The organism is Phaeobacter gallaeciensis, from assembly GCF_001678945.1.
Taxonomy (GTDB): Bacteria; Pseudomonadota; Alphaproteobacteria; order Rhodobacterales; family Rhodobacteraceae; genus Phycobacter; species Phycobacter gallaeciensis_A.
On sequence record NZ_CP015124.1, the window covers coordinates 2,184,813 to 2,200,976 of the forward strand.

At 63.1% G+C, this 16,164-nt stretch carries 13 protein-coding genes; 6 read left to right on the forward strand and 7 right to left on the reverse strand.

Annotated features, from left to right (window positions below):
* Window positions 1-71: 71 nt before the first annotated feature.
* Entirely contained in the window at window positions 72-3,344 is a 3,273-nt protein-coding gene (locus tag JL2886_RS10490; RefSeq protein WP_065271953.1) for an efflux RND transporter permease subunit, read from the reverse strand.
* Window positions 3,341-4,357 carry an efflux RND transporter periplasmic adaptor subunit gene (locus JL2886_RS10495; protein WP_082996059.1) on the reverse strand — a complete coding sequence of 339 codons (1,017 nt, stop codon included), beginning with the start codon at window positions 4,355-4,357 and terminating at the stop codon, window positions 3,341-3,343. Before JL2886_RS10495 ends, JL2886_RS10490 begins: the two co-directional genes overlap by 4 nt.
* Before the next feature lie 351 nt (window positions 4,358-4,708).
* Between JL2886_RS10495 and JL2886_RS10500 the strand changes: the two genes are divergently transcribed.
* A complete protein-coding gene (locus JL2886_RS10500) occupies window positions 4,709-6,898 on the forward strand; it encodes a thiamine pyrophosphate-dependent enzyme (RefSeq protein ID WP_065271954.1) in 2,190 nt (729 codons plus the stop codon).
* The gene (locus JL2886_RS10505) at window positions 6,895-7,929 is read left to right on the forward strand and encodes an ACP S-malonyltransferase (protein WP_065271955.1); all 1,035 of its coding nucleotides are present in this window, start codon (window positions 6,895-6,897) and stop codon (window positions 7,927-7,929) included. Before JL2886_RS10500 ends, JL2886_RS10505 begins: the two co-directional genes overlap by 4 nt.
* 3 nt (window positions 7,930-7,932) lie before the next feature.
* On the opposite strand, the gene JL2886_RS10510 is transcribed toward JL2886_RS10505, so the two are convergent.
* On the reverse strand, window positions 7,933-8,367 hold the full coding sequence (locus JL2886_RS10510; protein ID WP_065271956.1) for a MerR family transcriptional regulator: 435 nt from the start codon (window positions 8,365-8,367) through the stop codon (window positions 7,933-7,935).
* 73 nt (window positions 8,368-8,440) lie between these two features.
* Here JL2886_RS10510 and JL2886_RS10515 point away from each other — a divergent pair, with 73 nt between their 5' ends.
* Window positions 8,441-9,067 carry a cation transporter gene (locus JL2886_RS10515; protein WP_065271957.1) on the forward strand — a complete coding sequence of 209 codons (627 nt, stop codon included), beginning with the start codon at window positions 8,441-8,443 and terminating at the stop codon, window positions 9,065-9,067.
* An 87-nt stretch (window positions 9,068-9,154) separates the two neighbouring features.
* Here the strand turns inward: JL2886_RS10515 and JL2886_RS10520 are convergent, their stop codons facing one another.
* Window positions 9,155-10,657 carry a malonate--CoA ligase gene (locus tag JL2886_RS10520; RefSeq protein ID WP_065271958.1) on the reverse strand — a complete coding sequence of 501 codons (1,503 nt, stop codon included), beginning with the start codon at window positions 10,655-10,657 and terminating at the stop codon, window positions 9,155-9,157.
* Between the two features lie 95 nt (window positions 10,658-10,752).
* Here JL2886_RS10520 and JL2886_RS10525 point away from each other — a divergent pair, with 95 nt between their 5' ends.
* Both JL2886_RS10525 and JL2886_RS10530 read left to right on the forward strand, forming a co-directional pair.
* Window positions 10,753-11,694, forward strand: a complete 942-nt coding sequence (locus JL2886_RS10525) for a DMT family transporter (protein ID WP_065271959.1) — start codon at window positions 10,753-10,755, stop codon at window positions 11,692-11,694.
* A gap of 91 nt (window positions 11,695-11,785) precedes the next feature.
* Complete coding sequence (locus tag JL2886_RS10530) at window positions 11,786-12,283, forward strand: GNAT family N-acetyltransferase (protein ID WP_065271960.1); 498 nt, start codon at window positions 11,786-11,788, stop codon at window positions 12,281-12,283.
* 94 nt (window positions 12,284-12,377) lie between these two features.
* Here JL2886_RS10530 and JL2886_RS10535 read toward each other — a convergent pair whose 3' ends face one another.
* Window positions 12,378-13,943, reverse strand: coding sequence for an alkaline phosphatase D family protein (locus tag JL2886_RS10535; protein ID WP_065271961.1), 1,566 nt, complete (start codon window positions 13,941-13,943; stop codon window positions 12,378-12,380).
* A gap of 139 nt (window positions 13,944-14,082) precedes the next feature.
* Window positions 14,083-14,514 (reverse strand): MarR family winged helix-turn-helix transcriptional regulator, encoded by a 432-nt coding sequence (locus tag JL2886_RS10540; RefSeq protein ID WP_065271962.1) that lies wholly within the window; start codon window positions 14,512-14,514, stop codon window positions 14,083-14,085.
* 113 nt (window positions 14,515-14,627) lie between these two features.
* On the opposite strand from JL2886_RS10540, the gene JL2886_RS10545 reads away from it, so the two are divergent.
* Window positions 14,628-15,056, forward strand: a complete 429-nt coding sequence (locus JL2886_RS10545; protein WP_065271963.1) for an organic hydroperoxide resistance protein — start codon at window positions 14,628-14,630, stop codon at window positions 15,054-15,056.
* A gap of 101 nt (window positions 15,057-15,157) precedes the next feature.
* Here JL2886_RS10545 and JL2886_RS10550 read toward each other — a convergent pair whose 3' ends face one another.
* Entirely contained in the window at window positions 15,158-16,024 is an 867-nt protein-coding gene (locus tag JL2886_RS10550; protein WP_065271964.1) for a branched-chain amino acid aminotransferase, read from the reverse strand.
* Between the last annotated feature and the right edge of the window lie 140 nt (window positions 16,025-16,164).

Below are 16,164 nucleotides of genomic sequence, written 5' to 3' on the forward strand. Positions count from 1 at the left end.
GCGCTTTTCCCTCCTTCTGGAAACGACCGGCGATAGGGGCACGGCGGGGCAAGCCCCGCCAAACCGATGCATTATGCCGTGTCGCGACCGCCGCGGAACGCCCAGTAGATCGCCGGGATGACCAGCAGCGTCAGCGCGGTAGAGGTCGCCAGCCCGAACAGCAGTGAAATCCCCAGCCCCTGGAAAATCGGATCGACCAGAATAAAGGCCGCGCCCGACATCGCCGTGATCGCCGTCAGGAAGATCGGCAGGAACCGCACGCCCCCTGCCGCCAGCAGCGCATCATGCAGCGAACGTCCGTTGTCCTGTTCGCGGCGGATGAAATCCACCAACAGGATCGAGTTCCGCACGATAATCCCGGCAAGGCTGATGAAACCGATCATCGATGTCGCCGTGAAGGGCGCATCCATCGCCCAGTGGCCCAGGGTGATCCCGATCAGAGTCAGCGGGATCGGCGTCATGATCACCAGCGGTAGCTTGAAGCTGCGGAACTGGCCAACGATCAGGAAATAGATCCCGATGAGCGCCGCACCAAAGGCCGCACCCATATCGCGGAAAGTGACATAGGTGACCTCCCACTCGCCATCCCACAAAAGGATCGGATTGCTCTCATCCATCGGCTGACCGTAAAGGGTGACCTCAGGCTTCATCCCCTCGGGCCAATCGCGGGCGTCGATCTCCTCCTGCACCGCGATCATGCCGTAGATCGGCGCTTCGAACCGGCCCGCCAGATCGGCGGTGACCATCTCCAGATCCAGCCCGTTCTTGCGGAACACCGGCCATGAGCCTTGCTCGACCGAGACGCGTACCACTTCGCCCAGTTCCACGTTGCCCTCACCGATGCCGGCGGGACCGCGGGCGGGCAAGGGTGTCGCCAGCAGCGCTTCGGTGACCTGACGGCGCTCCTCGCTCAGCTTCAGACTGATCGGGATGGGCCGCACCCCGCCGCCGCGCTGGGAATAACCAACAGTGGTGCCATGGAACAGCAGCGACAGCGTGTCATAGACCGCGCTTTGCTCCACCCCGTGGAAATCAAGGCTGGCCTGATCGATCTCGATCCGCAGCCGTTCGGGCGGGTGACCGAAACTGTCGTCCACATCGACGATGAAATCCACGTCCGTAAAGATCTCGCGCAGGCCGGTGGCCACCTCGCGGCGGGTTTCAGGATCGGGGCCATAGACCTCAGCCAGCAGCGTCGCCAGAACCGGCGGTCCGGGCGGCACCTCGACCACCTTGACCGATGTGCCTTCTGGCAGATCCACCTCGGCCAGCCGCGCGCGCAGGTCCAGCGCGATGGCATGGCTTTGGCGATCACGCTCTTCCGAGTCGGCCAGGTTGATCTGCAGATCGCCCAGTTCCGGGTTCTGCCGCACGAAGTAATGCCGCACGAGGCCGTTGAAGTTGAACGGCGCCGCAGTACCTGCATAGGCTTGGATGCTTTCGATCTCGGGGATTTCGGCCGCCGCCTGCGACAGTGCGAACAGGGCGCGCTCGGTGTCTTCCAGTGTCGCGCCTTCCTGCAGATCGACGATCACCTGCACTTCGGACTTGTCATCAAAGGGCAGAAGTTTCACGACCACCGACTGGGTGCCGAACAGGGTGACCGAGGCCCCGGTGGCCACAAAGACGAGGATCAGGAAAATGGCCGCGCCGCTGCGGCTGGCCAGCAAGGGCCGGGCAATGGCGCGATAGATGCGGGCCATGCGGGAATCCTCGCCGTGACCATCCTCTACCCCATGAGCCGCAACAGCGCCCGGTTTCCGCCGCTGAAGCCGCAGCATGATCCAGGGCGCAAAGATCACCGCCACGAAAAAGCTGAGAATCATCGCCGCCGAAGCATTAGTGGGAATGGGACTCATGTAGGGGCCCATCATGCCGGAGACAAACAGCATAGGCAGCAAGGCAAAGACGATGGTGAGCGTCGCGATGATGGTCGGATTGCCCACCTCGGCTACCCCGCGCAGGGCGACCTTGGTCTTGTCGCCATTGGGATCCAGCCGCCAATGGCGGGCGATATTTTCCACCACCACGATGGCGTCATCCACCAGGATCCCGATCGAGAAGATCAGCGCGAAGAGCGACACCCGGTTGATCGTGAACCCCATCAGGTAGGAGGCGGCAAAGGTCATCAGGATGGTGGCGGGAATGATGATCAGCGTCACCACTCCTTCACGCCAGCCGATGAAGACCACGATCATCAGGAAGATCGACACGCTGGCCCCCGCAAGGTGCGAGAACAGCTCGTCCGATTTCTTCTGCGCCGTCTCACCGTAGTTGCGGGTGACCTCAACCTCCAGCGCATCGGGCAGGAAATCGCGTTCAGCGATCTCCAGCCGCTGCAGCAGCTCCTTGGCCACGTTGACAGCATTGGCGCCTTCACGTTTGGCAAAGGCAAGCGAGACCGCCGGTCGTGGTGTGGCCTCTCCAGGGTGCAGGGTCCAGGCGCGGTTGTCGGCATCGGCGGGCGCAATGCTGACGCGGGCGACGTCCTTGACATAGACCGGGCGCCCGTCACGGGTGGTGACCAGCAATAGGCCCAGATCGGGCTTGCCAACCAGGCTCTGCCCGCTCAGCAAATCGCGGGAGGCGCCGGTCTGGCGCACCCGGCCCAACAACTCAGACCGGTTGGCATTGCGCACCTTCTCGGCCAGTTGCTCCAGCGTGACACCATAAAGGGCCAGCGCCGCCGTGTCCGGCTCCACCCGGATTTCGGTGCGGCTGTCACCAACGATATAGGTGCGGCCCACGTCATCGGCCTTGGACAGTTCCGACATCAGCTGCGAGGCGACTTCGCCCAGGTTTGCCCTGTCCCACCGCTCTGCCTCATCGCGCGGCAGATCCGCGCGCGGGGCGAGTGACAGAACCAGAATGGCGACGTCGTTGACCCCGCGCCCGATGATCAGAGGCTCCGGAATGCCGATGGGCAGTTGGTCGAAATTTGCTCGGATTTCTGAATGAACGCGGAGGATGGCGTCATCCTCGGGAACGCCCACCTCGAACCGGGCGGTGGCCATGATACGGTCGTCAAAGCTCTGACTGTAGACATGTTCGACGCCGGGCAGGCGCTGCAGCAGTGCCTCGATCGGTTTGGCGACAAGCTCCACCGCGTCATCGGCGGCCAACCCGTTGGCCTGGATGAAGACATCCACCATGGGCACCGAGATCTGCGGCTCTTCCTCGCGCGGCAGCAGCAGCAGGGCCACAAACCCCAGAATCAGAGCCGCAATCAGCAGCAGCGGCGTCAGCGGTGAGTTTATAAAGGCGCGTGAAATGGAACCCGCAATGCCCAGCGATTCCCCGGCCCCGTCATCGGTGCGCGCGTCGGTGTTGGGTGTCGTGCTCATTGCTGCGCCGCCTCATAGGGGGTCAGCCGGTCGCCGGGCTTCAGCCCCGCCAGAACCTCGATCCCGCCATCGACACGCACGCCAGGCTGCACCACCACTTCGGCATCGCTGTCGAGCCGGGCAAAGGTGACACCGTGGCGCTGCTGCAGATACCCTTCGGGCACCACGATGGCGGGGCGCTGGCCGGTGGCGATCAGCAGCCGCACCCGTTCCCCGACAAAGAAATCGCCCAGCCCCTCGGCCTCCACATCGACCACGACCTGACCGGCCACCAGCTCGGGATAGATCTTGGCGACGCGTCCATCGCTTTGCACCTCGGTGTTGGTCAGCGCGCCGCGCGCCAGAATGCGCACGGTTTCACCGGTTTCCAGATAGCGGGCGTGGCGTTCCGGCAATTCGGTGCGCAGCACGAAATTCTCGGTGGCGATGGTGGCGATGGTTTCGCCGGGATTGACGAACATGCCATCCACCACCGGCACGCTGAGGATCCGACCCGCTTCGGGCGCCAGTACAATCCCCTCGGCCTGACGCGCCTGCAACAGATCCCGCTGGGCCTGCTGGGCGGCCAAATTTTCCTCGGCCACGTTCAGCGCCGTCTGCGCCTGATCCACCGCCGTTTTGGGCGAGGCGCCCCGCTCGCGCAGCTCCAGGGCGCGGGTCAGATCAATCCGCGCAAGGGCGATCTGCGCCTCCAGCGCCCGGATGCCGGCCTCAACCCCGGCGATCTCAAGCGCCAGCTTTTCATCGACGATCCGCGCCAGGGTCTCGCCGCTTGCGACGCTGTCGCCTTCCTCCGCGCTCAGCTCGTACAGGTTGCCGGACAGGCGGGCGCGGGCAAGGGCGCGTTTCACGCTTTCGACCTTGCCGAACACCGGCCGCCAGTCAGAGACCTCGGTCATCTCAACATCAAAAGCCTGCGCATGGACCCCGTTTGAGGCCAGCAGGCAGATCACCGGCAGCAAGGCACGCAGTGATGAAATTCGGAGCGGCAAGGCTCGGGGCGAAAAGCGCATATTCGTTCCTCTTCAGGGCTTGGGGTCGCGCAACATGACTGGTTCCGCACCGAAAGCTTTGGCCGACACATTCGCAGGGCGAAATGTATCGGGCTTTGACCTAGCTCAACCAACCATCCCAAAGGTTGCATGAAAAACAAAGCTTTTGATCGTGGAAACCTCGACAATTGCGCCCTGGTGGGGCCGGTCCGGGAGCGTTCCCCCGTTGAAACCCAACCTTGATCCTTTCCAAATCGCCTTTGACACACGCTCACTCATTCCATTGCGTCATGAATTGAGCTTGCATACTCATTGGAAATCCGCCCCCATCTGGAGGATAACCCCAACCGGACACTGACATGAGGACATCAGATGGATCGCGCCCAGATCGTGCATCAGAATTTTCTGGACCGGGTTGCAGCCGGACAGTTGCCAGCCGGAGCTTCACCGCGCAGCGGGCTTGCCCCAGAAACAGCCGTCGCGGTCTACCGCGCCCAGGTGCTGAGCCGGGCGCTGGATCTGACCAGCCGCGCCATGCAGAAGGCCGGTGAGGGGTTCTATACCATCGGCTCCTCCGGCCACGAAGGCATGGCCGCCGTCGCCCGTGCCCTCCGCGCCGATGACATGGCCTTCCTCCATTACCGCGACGCCGCCTTCCAGATTGCCCGCGCCGACCAGGTGCCGGGGCAGCGCATCGCCTGGGACATGCTGCTGTCCTTTGCCTGTTCTTCCGAGGATCCCACCTCGGGCGGACGGCACAAGGTTCTGGGCTCCAAGGCACTGATGATCCCGCCGCAGACCTCCACCATCGCCAGCCACCTGCCCAAGGCGGTCGGTGCCGCCTATTCGGTGGGGGCGGCGCGCCGCCACCGCCCGGAACATCAGGTGCTGGCCGATGACAGCATCGTCATGTGTTCCTTTGGCGATGCCTCGGCCAACCACTCTACCGCGCAGGGCGCGATCAACACGGCGGGCTGGACCTCCGTGCAGTCGATTCCGCTGCCGCTTCTGTTCGTCTGCGAGGATAACGGGATCGGCATTTCCACCAAGACGCCAACCGGCTGGATCGAATCCTCGATGGCGGGGCGGCCCGGTATCAAGTATTTCAAGACCGACGGGCTGGATCTCTACGAGGCCTACGCCACTGCGCTGGAGGCCGCCGAATACGTGCGGGCGCGGCGCAAGCCCGCCTTCCTGCACCTGCGCACCGTGCGTCTTTATGGCCATGCGGGCGCCGATGTGCCCACCACCTATCTGGCAAAGTCCGAGGTTGAAGCCGATGAGGCGAACGATCCGCTGCTGCACTCCGTGCGCCTTCTGGCCGAGGCAGGCGCGCTGGAGCCGCAGGAGGCGTTGAAGATCTATAACGACACCTGCGACCGCGTGGAACGCATCCGGACCGAGGTCGTCACCCGCCCGCATCTGAAAACCGGCGCCGATGTGGCCGCCAGCCTGATCCCGCCCGCGCGGGCCTGCACGCCCACCAACGGGGTGCCCCCGGAAAAACGCGCCGAGACCTTTGGCAGCGACATGCGCGCCATGGACGAGCCACAGCCGATGTCCCGCCTGATCAACTGGGCATTAACCGATCTGATGCTGGAGCATGGCGAAATCGTCATGATGGGCGAGGACGTGGGCCGCAAGGGCGGCGTCTATGGCGTAACGCAGAAGCTGCACCAGCGGTTCGGCCCCGACCGGATGATCGACACGCTCTTGGATGAACAATCCATCCTTGGGCTGGCCATCGGCATGGGCCACAACGGCTTCCTGCCGATGCCAGAGATCCAGTTCCTTGCCTATCTGCATAACGCCGAGGATCAGATCCGCGGCGAGGCTGCGACGCTGCCGTTCTTTTCGAACGGGCAGTTCTCGAACCCGATGGTGCTGCGCATTGCCGGGCTTGGCTATCAAAAGGGTTTTGGCGGGCATTTCCACAACGACAACTCCTTGGCCGTGCTGCGCGACATTCCGGGGATCGTCATCGCCTGCCCCTCGGACGGGGCCGAGGCCGCGATGATGATGCGCGAAGCAGTTCGCCTTGCCCGCGAGGAGCAGCGGGTCGTGGTCTTTGTCGAGCCTATCGCACTATATCCCATGCGCGACCTGCATGAGACCAAGGACGGCGGCTGGATGCGGAGCTACCCTGCCCCGGATCAACGGATCGCACTAGGAGAGGTCGGCATCGACGGCGATGGCACCGATCTGGCCATCGTGACCTATGGCAACGGGCGGTATCTGTCGACACAGGCCAAGGCCGAACTGGAAGCCAAAGGCATCAAGACCCGCATCATCGATCTGCGCTGGCTGGCGCCGCTCCCGGCGGAGGCGCTGCTGGAGGCGACCAAGGGCTGCAAACACGTACTGATCGTGGATGAATGCCGCACCACCGGCAGCCAGTCCGAGGGGTTGATGGCGCTGTTCACCGAAAACGGCGTCACGGCGCTCGCCCGCCATGCGGCGGGGGATTGCTTTATCGCGACCGGGCCCGCCTATGCGGCCACTCTGCCGTCCAAGGATAGCATTCTGGCCGCCGCGCTGGACCTGACCGGAGGTGCAAAATGACCCGCAAGGCCGTACTGATCTGCCCCGGGCGGGGCACCTACAACAAACCCGAACTCGGCTACCTGCACCGCCACCACGGGGACAAGGCGGCGCTATTTGCGGGCTTTGACGCCCAGCGCAGCGCCGCAGGACAGGAAGAGGTCACCACGCTGGACGGGGCCACCCGGTTCTCGGTCTCGAAATATTCCCGCGGAGATATCGCATCGCCGCTGATCTATGCTGCTTCGCTGGCAGATGCGCAGTCTCTGGCGAAGGATATCGAGGTTGTCGCGGTCACTGGCAATTCCATGGGCTGGTACATTGCCCTGGCCGCCGCCGGGGCGCTCAGCGCCGAGGACGGCTTTACCGTGGTCAACACCATGGGCACGCTGATGCAGGAGCAATTGATCGGCGGGCAGCTGGTCTATCCTTTCGCAGGCGCTGACTGGCAGAACGATCCCGCCCGCAAGGCGGAACTGCTTGCGATCGTGGCCGATATCAACACTCGCGCGGGCCACGATCTGGTACTGTCCATTGATCTGGGCGGTATGCTGGTCTTGGCCGGGAACGAGGCGGGCCTGTCTGCCTTTGAGGCTGCCGTGCCGGTGGTCGAGGAGCGGTTCCCCATGCGCCTGGCCAATCACGCGGCCTTCCATACCTCCCTTCAAGCCCCCGTCGCTGCCGAGGGGCGCAAACGTCTGGCCGCAGGCATGTTCAGCCAGCCCAAGGTGCCGCTCATTGACGGGCGCGGTCATGTCTGGTGGCCCGGCGCCACCGATACGCAGGCGCTGTGGGATTACACGCTCGGCCATCAGGTGGTGGAGCCTTATGATTTCACCCGCGCGGTGCAGAACGGGGCGCTGGAGTTTGCGCCGGATCTCTTCATCGTCACCGGCCCCGGCACCACGCTGGGCGGCGCGGTGGCGCAATCGCTGGTGCACGCGGGCTGGCAGGGTATGAGTGGCAAGGCTGATTTCAAGGCACAGCAGGCCAAGGCGCCCTCCCTGATCTCGATGGGCGATGACGCGCAGCGCGCGATTGTCACGGGTTAGGGTCTAATCAGCCCTGCGAACAGGCCCGTGATCGGCGGCGCATTGGCTATGATCGCCAAGCGCCGTCAGCACCTTGCAATGACCGCCATTGCCCCCGTCACACAGATGGGAAATACGTTCCAACTCGCTCGCCAGTTGCTGCAACCGTGCAATGCGGGCGCGCACCTGATCAAGCTGCGCGCGGGCGATGCGGTTGGCCTCGGCGCAATCTTCGCCCAGCTCCCCGTCCAGCGCCATCAGCACCTTGATATCCTCCAGCGCAAAACCAAGGTCGCGGGCGTGTTTGATAAAGCCCAGCGCCTCAAGGCCGTCCTGACCATAGCGGCGCTGGTTGCCCGCATTGCGCCCGGCAGGCGGCAACAGGCCAATCTCCTCGTAGTATCGGATGGTGGGCACCTTGACCCCCGTTGCCTTGGACAGCGCGCCGATGGAAAACATTTTAGCCCCCTCTTGAACCTCTAGTGACTAGAGACATTAGGTTGAGCTCGAATCGGAACAAAGGACAAGGGTAATGGCAGGATGTTGCGGGCATGAGGCGCGGTTCGACGGGGTTTCGGCCGCCTATAAACGGCGCCTCTGGATCGTGATCGCGATCAACGCGGGCATGTTCGCGGTGGAGATGGGCGCGGGCCAGATGGCAGGCAGTCAGGCGCTAAAAGCGGACGCGCTGGATTTCCTCGGCGATGCGCTGACCTATGGGATTTCACTCGCCGTCATCGGTACATCGCTCAGCACCCGGGCGCTGGCGGCGCTGGCCAAGGGGATCAGCCTTCTGATGATGGGGATGTGGGTGTTTGGGTCGACCGTCTACCACGTGTTTGTTCTGGGTGTGCCGCAGGCCGAGGTGATGGGCGTCATCGGGTTCATGGCCTTGGCGGCCAATGTGACATCGGTCCTCCTGCTGGCGGCCTATAAGGACGGAGATGCCAATGTGCGCTCGGTCTGGCTGTGTTCGCGTAATGATGCCATCGGCAATGTGGCGGTGATGATCGCGGCGCTGGGGGTCTGGGGGACAGCCACCGGCTGGCCGGACCTGATCGTCGCCGGGATCATGGCAGGGCTGTTCCTGAATTCCGCCTGGCAGATCCTTGTGCAGGCCATTCAGGAACGCCGCGAGGATCTGGCGCATCAGCACTAAGGACTAGGGCGGTGCCTGCCTGGGGAGGCGCATATGCGCCTGCCGGGGGACAGGCAGGCGCAGCCCGACCTATCGGCCGGGCGAAACTCAGGCAAACAGCCCGGCATAGTGTTCGCGCAGGGCCTTTTTCTGCACCTTGCCCATTGTGTTGCGCGGCAGTGCGTCGAGCAGGATCACCTCTTTGGGCTGCTTGAACTTCGCCAGCTGCCCCGAAAGTGCGGCCTTCACCGCCTCGGCACTGGTGCCTTCGCCCGTGGGGACAACCACGGCGACGACGGCCTCGCCAAAGTCGGGATGCGGTACGCCGATCACCGCGCTTTCCAGCACGCCCGGCAGATCGTCGATCAGGCTTTCAACCTCTTTCGGGTAAACGTTGAAGCCGCCGGTGATCACCAGATCCTTTTCCCGGCCGACGATGGTGACATAGCCGTCTTCGTCCATGCGGGCCATGTCGCCGGTGATGAACCAGCCATCAGGCAGCAGCTCCTCGGCGGTCTTTTCCGGCATCTGCCAGTAGCCCTGAAACACATTGGCCCCGCGCACATGAAGGACGCCGGTCTCGCCCGTCGGGACTTCCTTGTCCCCCGCCATGATCCGCGCCTCGACCCCCGGCAGGGGAAAGCCCACGGTGCCTGCGCGACGTTCGCCGTCATAGGGGTTCGACGTGCTCATATTGGTTTCAGTCATGCCATAGCGTTCCAGGATGCGGTGGCCGGTGCGGGCCTCCCATTCCTCATGCGTGTCCACCAACAAAGGCGCCGAGCCGGAGATGAACAGACGCATATTCGCGGCCTGCTCCCGCGTCAGGCGCGGATCCGCCAGCAGGCGCGTGTAGAAGGTCGGAACCCCCATCAGCGCCGTGGCGCGCGGCATCGCCTCCAATATCTCGTCTGCGTTGAAGCCCTTGAGGAACACCAGCCGCGCGCCCGCTAATAGCGCCACATTGGTGGCCACAAACAGCCCATGGGTGTGAAAGATCGGCAGCGCGTGGATCAGCACGTCCTGATCGGTGAACTGCCAGTAATCGCGCAACATCTCCGAATTGGAGGCAAGGTTTGCGTGGCTCAGCATCGCGCCCTTGGAGCGCCCGGTGGTCCCCGAGGTATAGAGGATCGCCGCCAGATCATCCGGTCCGCGCGGCACCGGATCAAAGCCGCCGCGCCCCACGACGGCATCGGTGAGGCTGCCCAGACCCTTGCCATCCAGCGTCACCACGCGGGCATCGCCTGCCACTTCGGCGATATCACCTTCGCGGGCAGGGTCGCAGACCACCACGCGGGGGCTGGCATCGCCAAGGAAATAAGCCACCTCGGGCGTTGTATAGGCGGTGTTGAGCGGCAGAAAGACGCCCCCGGCCATCACGGTACCAAGGTAAAGCTGGATCGCCTCGATGGTCTTTTCCACCTGCACCGCCACCCGGTCACCGGGCTGAACTCCCATCGCCACCAGCGCTGCCGCGTTGCGCTCGGCACCGGCAAACAATTCGCCGAATGTCATGCTGGCCCGTGCCGGGAAAGTGGCGAAATTGCGCGTCTCGTGGCCCATTGAGGCGGCCCGCAGCCGGGAAATCAGGTGGTTGGCATCATACATCGGCTGGCTCCTTCATCAACGCAGGTATCTGCGCCAGAGCGGGGCGGAAAATCAAGCCATTGATCTTTGCCGCGCAGGGGCGCAGGTTCCCCGCCATGACAAAACCCTTAACATCGCATCGACCGATTCTGGCAATCCTGCTGAAAGTCGCCGCCATCGGTCTGTTCACCATGCTGTCGGCCTTGATCAAGGCGGTATCAGAAGAGGTTCCGACAGGTGAGGCGGTGTTCTTCCGTTCCTTCTTTGCCATCCCGGTGATCGTGGTCTGGCTGGCCCTGCGCGGCGATCTGCGTGATGGGCTGAAGACGAAGAACCCGATGGTACACGTCTGGCGTGGGTTGGTGGGAACCTCTGCGATGGGGATGACGTTTCTGGGCCTTGGCCTCTTGCCCCTGCCAGAGGTTACCGCCATCGGCTATGCCACGCCGATCTTTACGCTGATCCTGGCGGCCGTGTTTCTGGGCGAGACCATTCGCATGGTGCGGATCTCGGCCGTTGCCATCGGCCTTGTCGGGGTGATGATCATGATCTGGCCGCGGCTTGGCTCTGGCGCGGATCTGTCGGACGGGGCGACGCTGGGCGCGCTACTGGTTCTTGGGGCGACCATTGCCCGGGGGTTCGTGCAGATCCACGTGCGCCGCATGGTGATGACCGAACCGACCGCCGCCATCGTGTTCTATTTCTCGCTGACCGCATCCGCGCTGTCGCTGCTGACGCTGCCCTTTGGCTGGGTCATGCCCAGCGGAGAGGTTCTGGCGATGCTGATCGGGGCTGGCCTTGTTGGCGGGATTGCGCAGATCCTCGTGACCTCTTCTTATCGCTTTGCGCCCGCATCGATGCTGGCACCCTATGATTATGTCTCGATGATCTTTGCAATCCTGCTGGGGTATTTCTGGTTCGACGAGCTACCGACCTTTGTCATGCTGGCCGGGGCGACGCTGGTAATCGCGGGCAATGGGCTGGTGATCTGGCGCGAAAGCCGCTTGGGACTGGAACGCGGCAAGGCGCGCGCGGTCACCGATCCCAAGGGGGGATAAGGGCAAGGCAGCCACGGCAATGTGATTGGCCCGGACGCCCTGCATGGCGCCACTATGCCGGGATTGACGATAGCCGCTACGGACCGCCGCCTTGACCGAGACATCCCCCAGTTTCCGCCCGCCCGCAATCACGCTGGCGCGTCTGACCGACGTACCGCTCGAGCAGATCCTGGCGCATATGTCCGATCCCCGTGTGGCGACGCATCTGCCCTTGATGACCGAAGGCTGGGATGCCGCGATGGTGCGCCAATTCGTTGAGATGAAAGAGGCACGCTGGCAGCAAGACGGGTTGGGCCATTGGGCGTTTCTGGCTGATGGCGCCTATGTCGGATGGGGCGGATTTGAAAAGGAAGGGGAGGAATGGGATCTCGGGCTGGTTCTGCGGCCAGACTGCTTTGGCCTTGGGCCGCGCATCTCACGGCACCTGCTGGAGTTTGCGCGGCATGATGCGCGCATTCCCTATGTCACCTTCCTGTTGCCGCCCTCGCGCAAATCGCTGGGTGCCCTGTCCCGGCTGGGCGCGCGGTTTCTGGAAGAGATCGACTACGATGGCACCCGCTTCCTGAAATTCCGCCTCAATACTGTATGAGGGCTCCGGCAGACGGCGGAGAACGAAGTTGGCCCGGGACAGTGCCCCGGGCCCTTGGTTCGGTAACTGTGTTCAGTCCTGACAGGCAGTCAGATCAGATGCTGGCGCCCTTGGGATCCAGAGTGATCTTCCACAGCTCCTGATCGGCGCGGTCCATCAGGCGCACGGTCATCTGCTGGGTGGCGCCGTCGATGTCCACCAGACCGAAGAACTGTAGACCCATTGAGGGCGGCAGGTTGGCGCCCTGCTCCTCGGTCGGGGCCTTCACGAACTTCACTTCGGGGCCAAAGGTGCCGTCCAGCGCGTTCGGACCAAAGGTACCGGCGTGCAGCGGGCCGGAGACGAACTCCCAGAAAGGTTCGAAGTCCTGGAAGGCGGCCTTGTCCGGGTTATAGTAATGCGCCGCAGTGTAGTGCACATCGGCAGTGAACCAGACGGTGTTGTCGATCTTGGCGGTCTTGATGAAGCGCAGCAGGTCGGCGATTTCGAATTCGCGGCCCTTGGCGCTGCCATCGTCACCATTTGAGATCGCCTCGACCCGCTCCCCGTCGCGCACGACCAGACCGATGGGCATGTCGCAGGCGATGACTTTCCAGGTGGCGGTGGATTTCACCAGCTCACGCTTGAGCCATGCGATCTGCTCGGCGCCCAGAAGCGTGGTTGCCTCATCCGCGGGGTTTTCCTGCAGACCCAGGCTGTTGCCCGCGCGATAGCTGCGCAAATCCAGGAAGAAGACGTCCAGCATCGGGCCGTAACCGATCTTGCGGTAGACCCGGCCCGGCTCGGCGGGCGTGTAGCTGATCGGGGTCATCTCGTGGAAGGCCTTGGCCGAGCGGGCCGCCAGCACATGCACGTTCTTCTCGGTGTAGCGGTCGTCGCCGCTCAGATCCTTGGAATCGGACCAGTTGTTGACAACCTCGTGGTCGTCCCACTGGAAGAAGGTCGGGCACAGGGCGTTCATTTCGCGCACATGCTCGTCCATCATGTTGTATTTCCACTGGCCGCGGAATTCGTCCAGGGTCTCGGCGACTTTGCGCTTTTCGTCGATCAGGGTGGCGTTCTTCCAGATCAGCTGACCGTCCTTTTCGACCTCGTCCTGCATCGGGCCATCGGCATAGATGGTATCGCCCGAGTGGATGAAGAAATCGGGGCGGTGCTGGGCCATGGTCGCATAGGTGCGCATTCCTTCGTCATCGATGCCCCAGCCCTGACCGGCGGTGTCGCCCGACCAGGCAAAACGCACATCGCGGCGCGCGGTCGGCGCGGTGCGGAACTGACCGACGATGGGGTCCGATGTCGCCTGCAGATCGTTCAGATCCGCAGCCACAAAACGGTAGAAGATATCCTGATCCGACGGCAGGCCATCAACCATGCGCTTGACGGCGAAATCGTTGCTGGGGCCTGCGGTCAGCGGCGCCAGCTGGCGCGCATTGGCAAAGCTTTCGGTGGTGGAGACTTCCATCATCACCCGCGCGGGGCGGTCGGTGCGGGTCCAGATCATGCCGGACATGGTGTCCACGTCGCCGGACTGAACGCCGTGCGTAAAGACCGGGCGTGCCGAAGCACGCGAAATCGAGGGCGCCGCCAGCGAGGCAGCAAAAGCGGTACCGCCCGCCAGGAAAGCCCGGCGGCTGGGGCGCATAAAGCGATGAGAAGACATGAGATTCCCCTGTCTGTTACATTGGATAGGTGGCGCCAGACAGACCGCGCCAATGTAAAATCTTTCCGTGCTCAAAATGAAACTTTGACGAACGTTTTGTGACCCCCTGCCCGCGCGGTGAAAGGACGGGCTGGCCAGGTCAGGCGGAGTCCAGCCGCGCACGCAGGGCGTTTACCCGGTCGCGCAATTCGATCAGCTCATTCAGATCGCCGCCCATCGCCTCGATGACGCAGGTGGAAATTTCCTGCGCCTCGGCCTGCAGGGCCTGCCCCTTGTCGGTCAGGGACACGATCAGGCTGCGCTCATCCTCGGGATTGCGGCGGCGGGTCAGGTAGCCTGCGCTTTCCATCCGCTTCAGCAGCGGCGTCAGCGTATTGGTTTCCAGATCCAGCCGCTTGCCCAGATCTCTGACCTTCTGTTCGTCCTGCTCCCACAGGGCCACCAGCACCAGATACTGCGGATAGGTCAGGCCCAAGGGCGCCAGCAGGGGACGGTACAGTCGCGTCAGCGCGTGGTTCGCCGAATAGAGCGAGAAGCACAGAAGATCGTCAATTTTCAGGGTCCGGTCCATGTCTTCATGATTTATGTCGCGCACGCTTTAATCGCAAGCGGTTGATTTTTGGCTCGTAGCCTCTATTTATATCGTACACGATATAATCGTACACGATTCAAAAAGGAGGCAACATGTCCATCACCCCGATCTACACCGCAGGCGCCACTGCAACCGGCGGCCGCGACGGCAAAGCCAGCATCCACGGCAGCGAGGTTCATTTCGATCTGGATCCGCCCCGCGAAATGGGCGGCGGCGGTAAAGGCAGCAACCCGGAACAGCTTTTCGCCGCCGGATATGCGGCCTGCTATATCGGTGCGATGAAATTCGCCACGACCCAGGACACATCCCTGGCCAAGGTGCCCGACGATGTTTCTGTCGATGCCGCGGTTGGCATCGGTCCGCGCGCCGAAGGCGGCTTTGGCCTCTCGGTGAACCTCAAGGTCTCCATGCCCGGTGTGGACAAGGTCGAAGCCCAACGCATCGCCGATGCGGGCCACGCCATCTGCCCCTATTCCAACGCCACCCGCGGCAATATTGAAGTCACCACCGAGGTGGTCTGACAGCCCCGCCACCGGGCGCCCACTGCACCGCAGGTGCTGAAACAGAAAAAGCGCGGGCCAATCGGCCCGCGCTTTTGCATCTTACCAACAGATCTGACGGATCAGCTGCGCACCAGCGCCTCATAGGCCTCGGCGATCTCGCGGGTCAGCGCGCCCACTTCGAATTTATAGGGGCCGATCTCGCCCACCGGGGTGACCTCGGCAGCGGTACCGGTCAGCCAACACTGTTCAAAGCCTTCCATTTCCTCGGGCATGATGTGGCGCTCGTGCACGGTGATGCCACGGTCCTTCAGCATGCCGATCACGGTCTGACGGGTGAGGCCGTTGAGGAAGCAATCGGGCAGCGGCGTATGCACTTCGCCATCCTTCACGAAAAAGATATTGGCGCCAGTCGCCTCGGCCACGTAGCCGCGGTAATCCATGAACAGCGCGTCCGAGCAGCCCTTGGCCTCGGCCTTGTGCTTGGAGATGGTGCAGATCATGTAAAGGCCAGCCGCCTTGGCGTGCACCGGGATGGTTTCCGGACTCGGGCGTTTCCACTCTGCGATGTCCAGCTTGGCGCCCTGCATCTTGGCGTCACCGTAATAGGCGCCCCAGCCCCAGACAGCGACCGCCATCCGCACCGGGTTCTTGGCCGAAGCGACGCCCATGTCTTCACCCGCGCCGCGCCAGACCAGTGCGCGCACATAGGCGTCGGTCAGACCCGAGGCCTTCAGGGTCTCTTCCTTGGCGGCTTCGATCTGATCCACGGTATAGGGCATCGGCATGTCCAGCGCCTCGGCAGAGGCGATCAGGCGCTCGGAGTGTTCGCGGCTCTTGAAGATCTTGCCGTTATAGGCGCGCTCGCCCTCGAAAACGGAAGACGCATAATGCATCGCATGGGTCAGGATATGCACCTTGGCATCCCGCCATTCGACCATCTCCCCGTCCATCCAGATCAATCCGTCACGGTCATCATATCCGGCCATGCCGCACCTCCACTAAATCCATCGATGTTTTCATAAGTTGCGCTCGAAATGACCGGAGCGGACATATTGTTGCGCCAAAGCTGCGATTCGATACATCTTCACCCTTGGAATGTCAATAACGCTGACTTAAACTGCCTGTG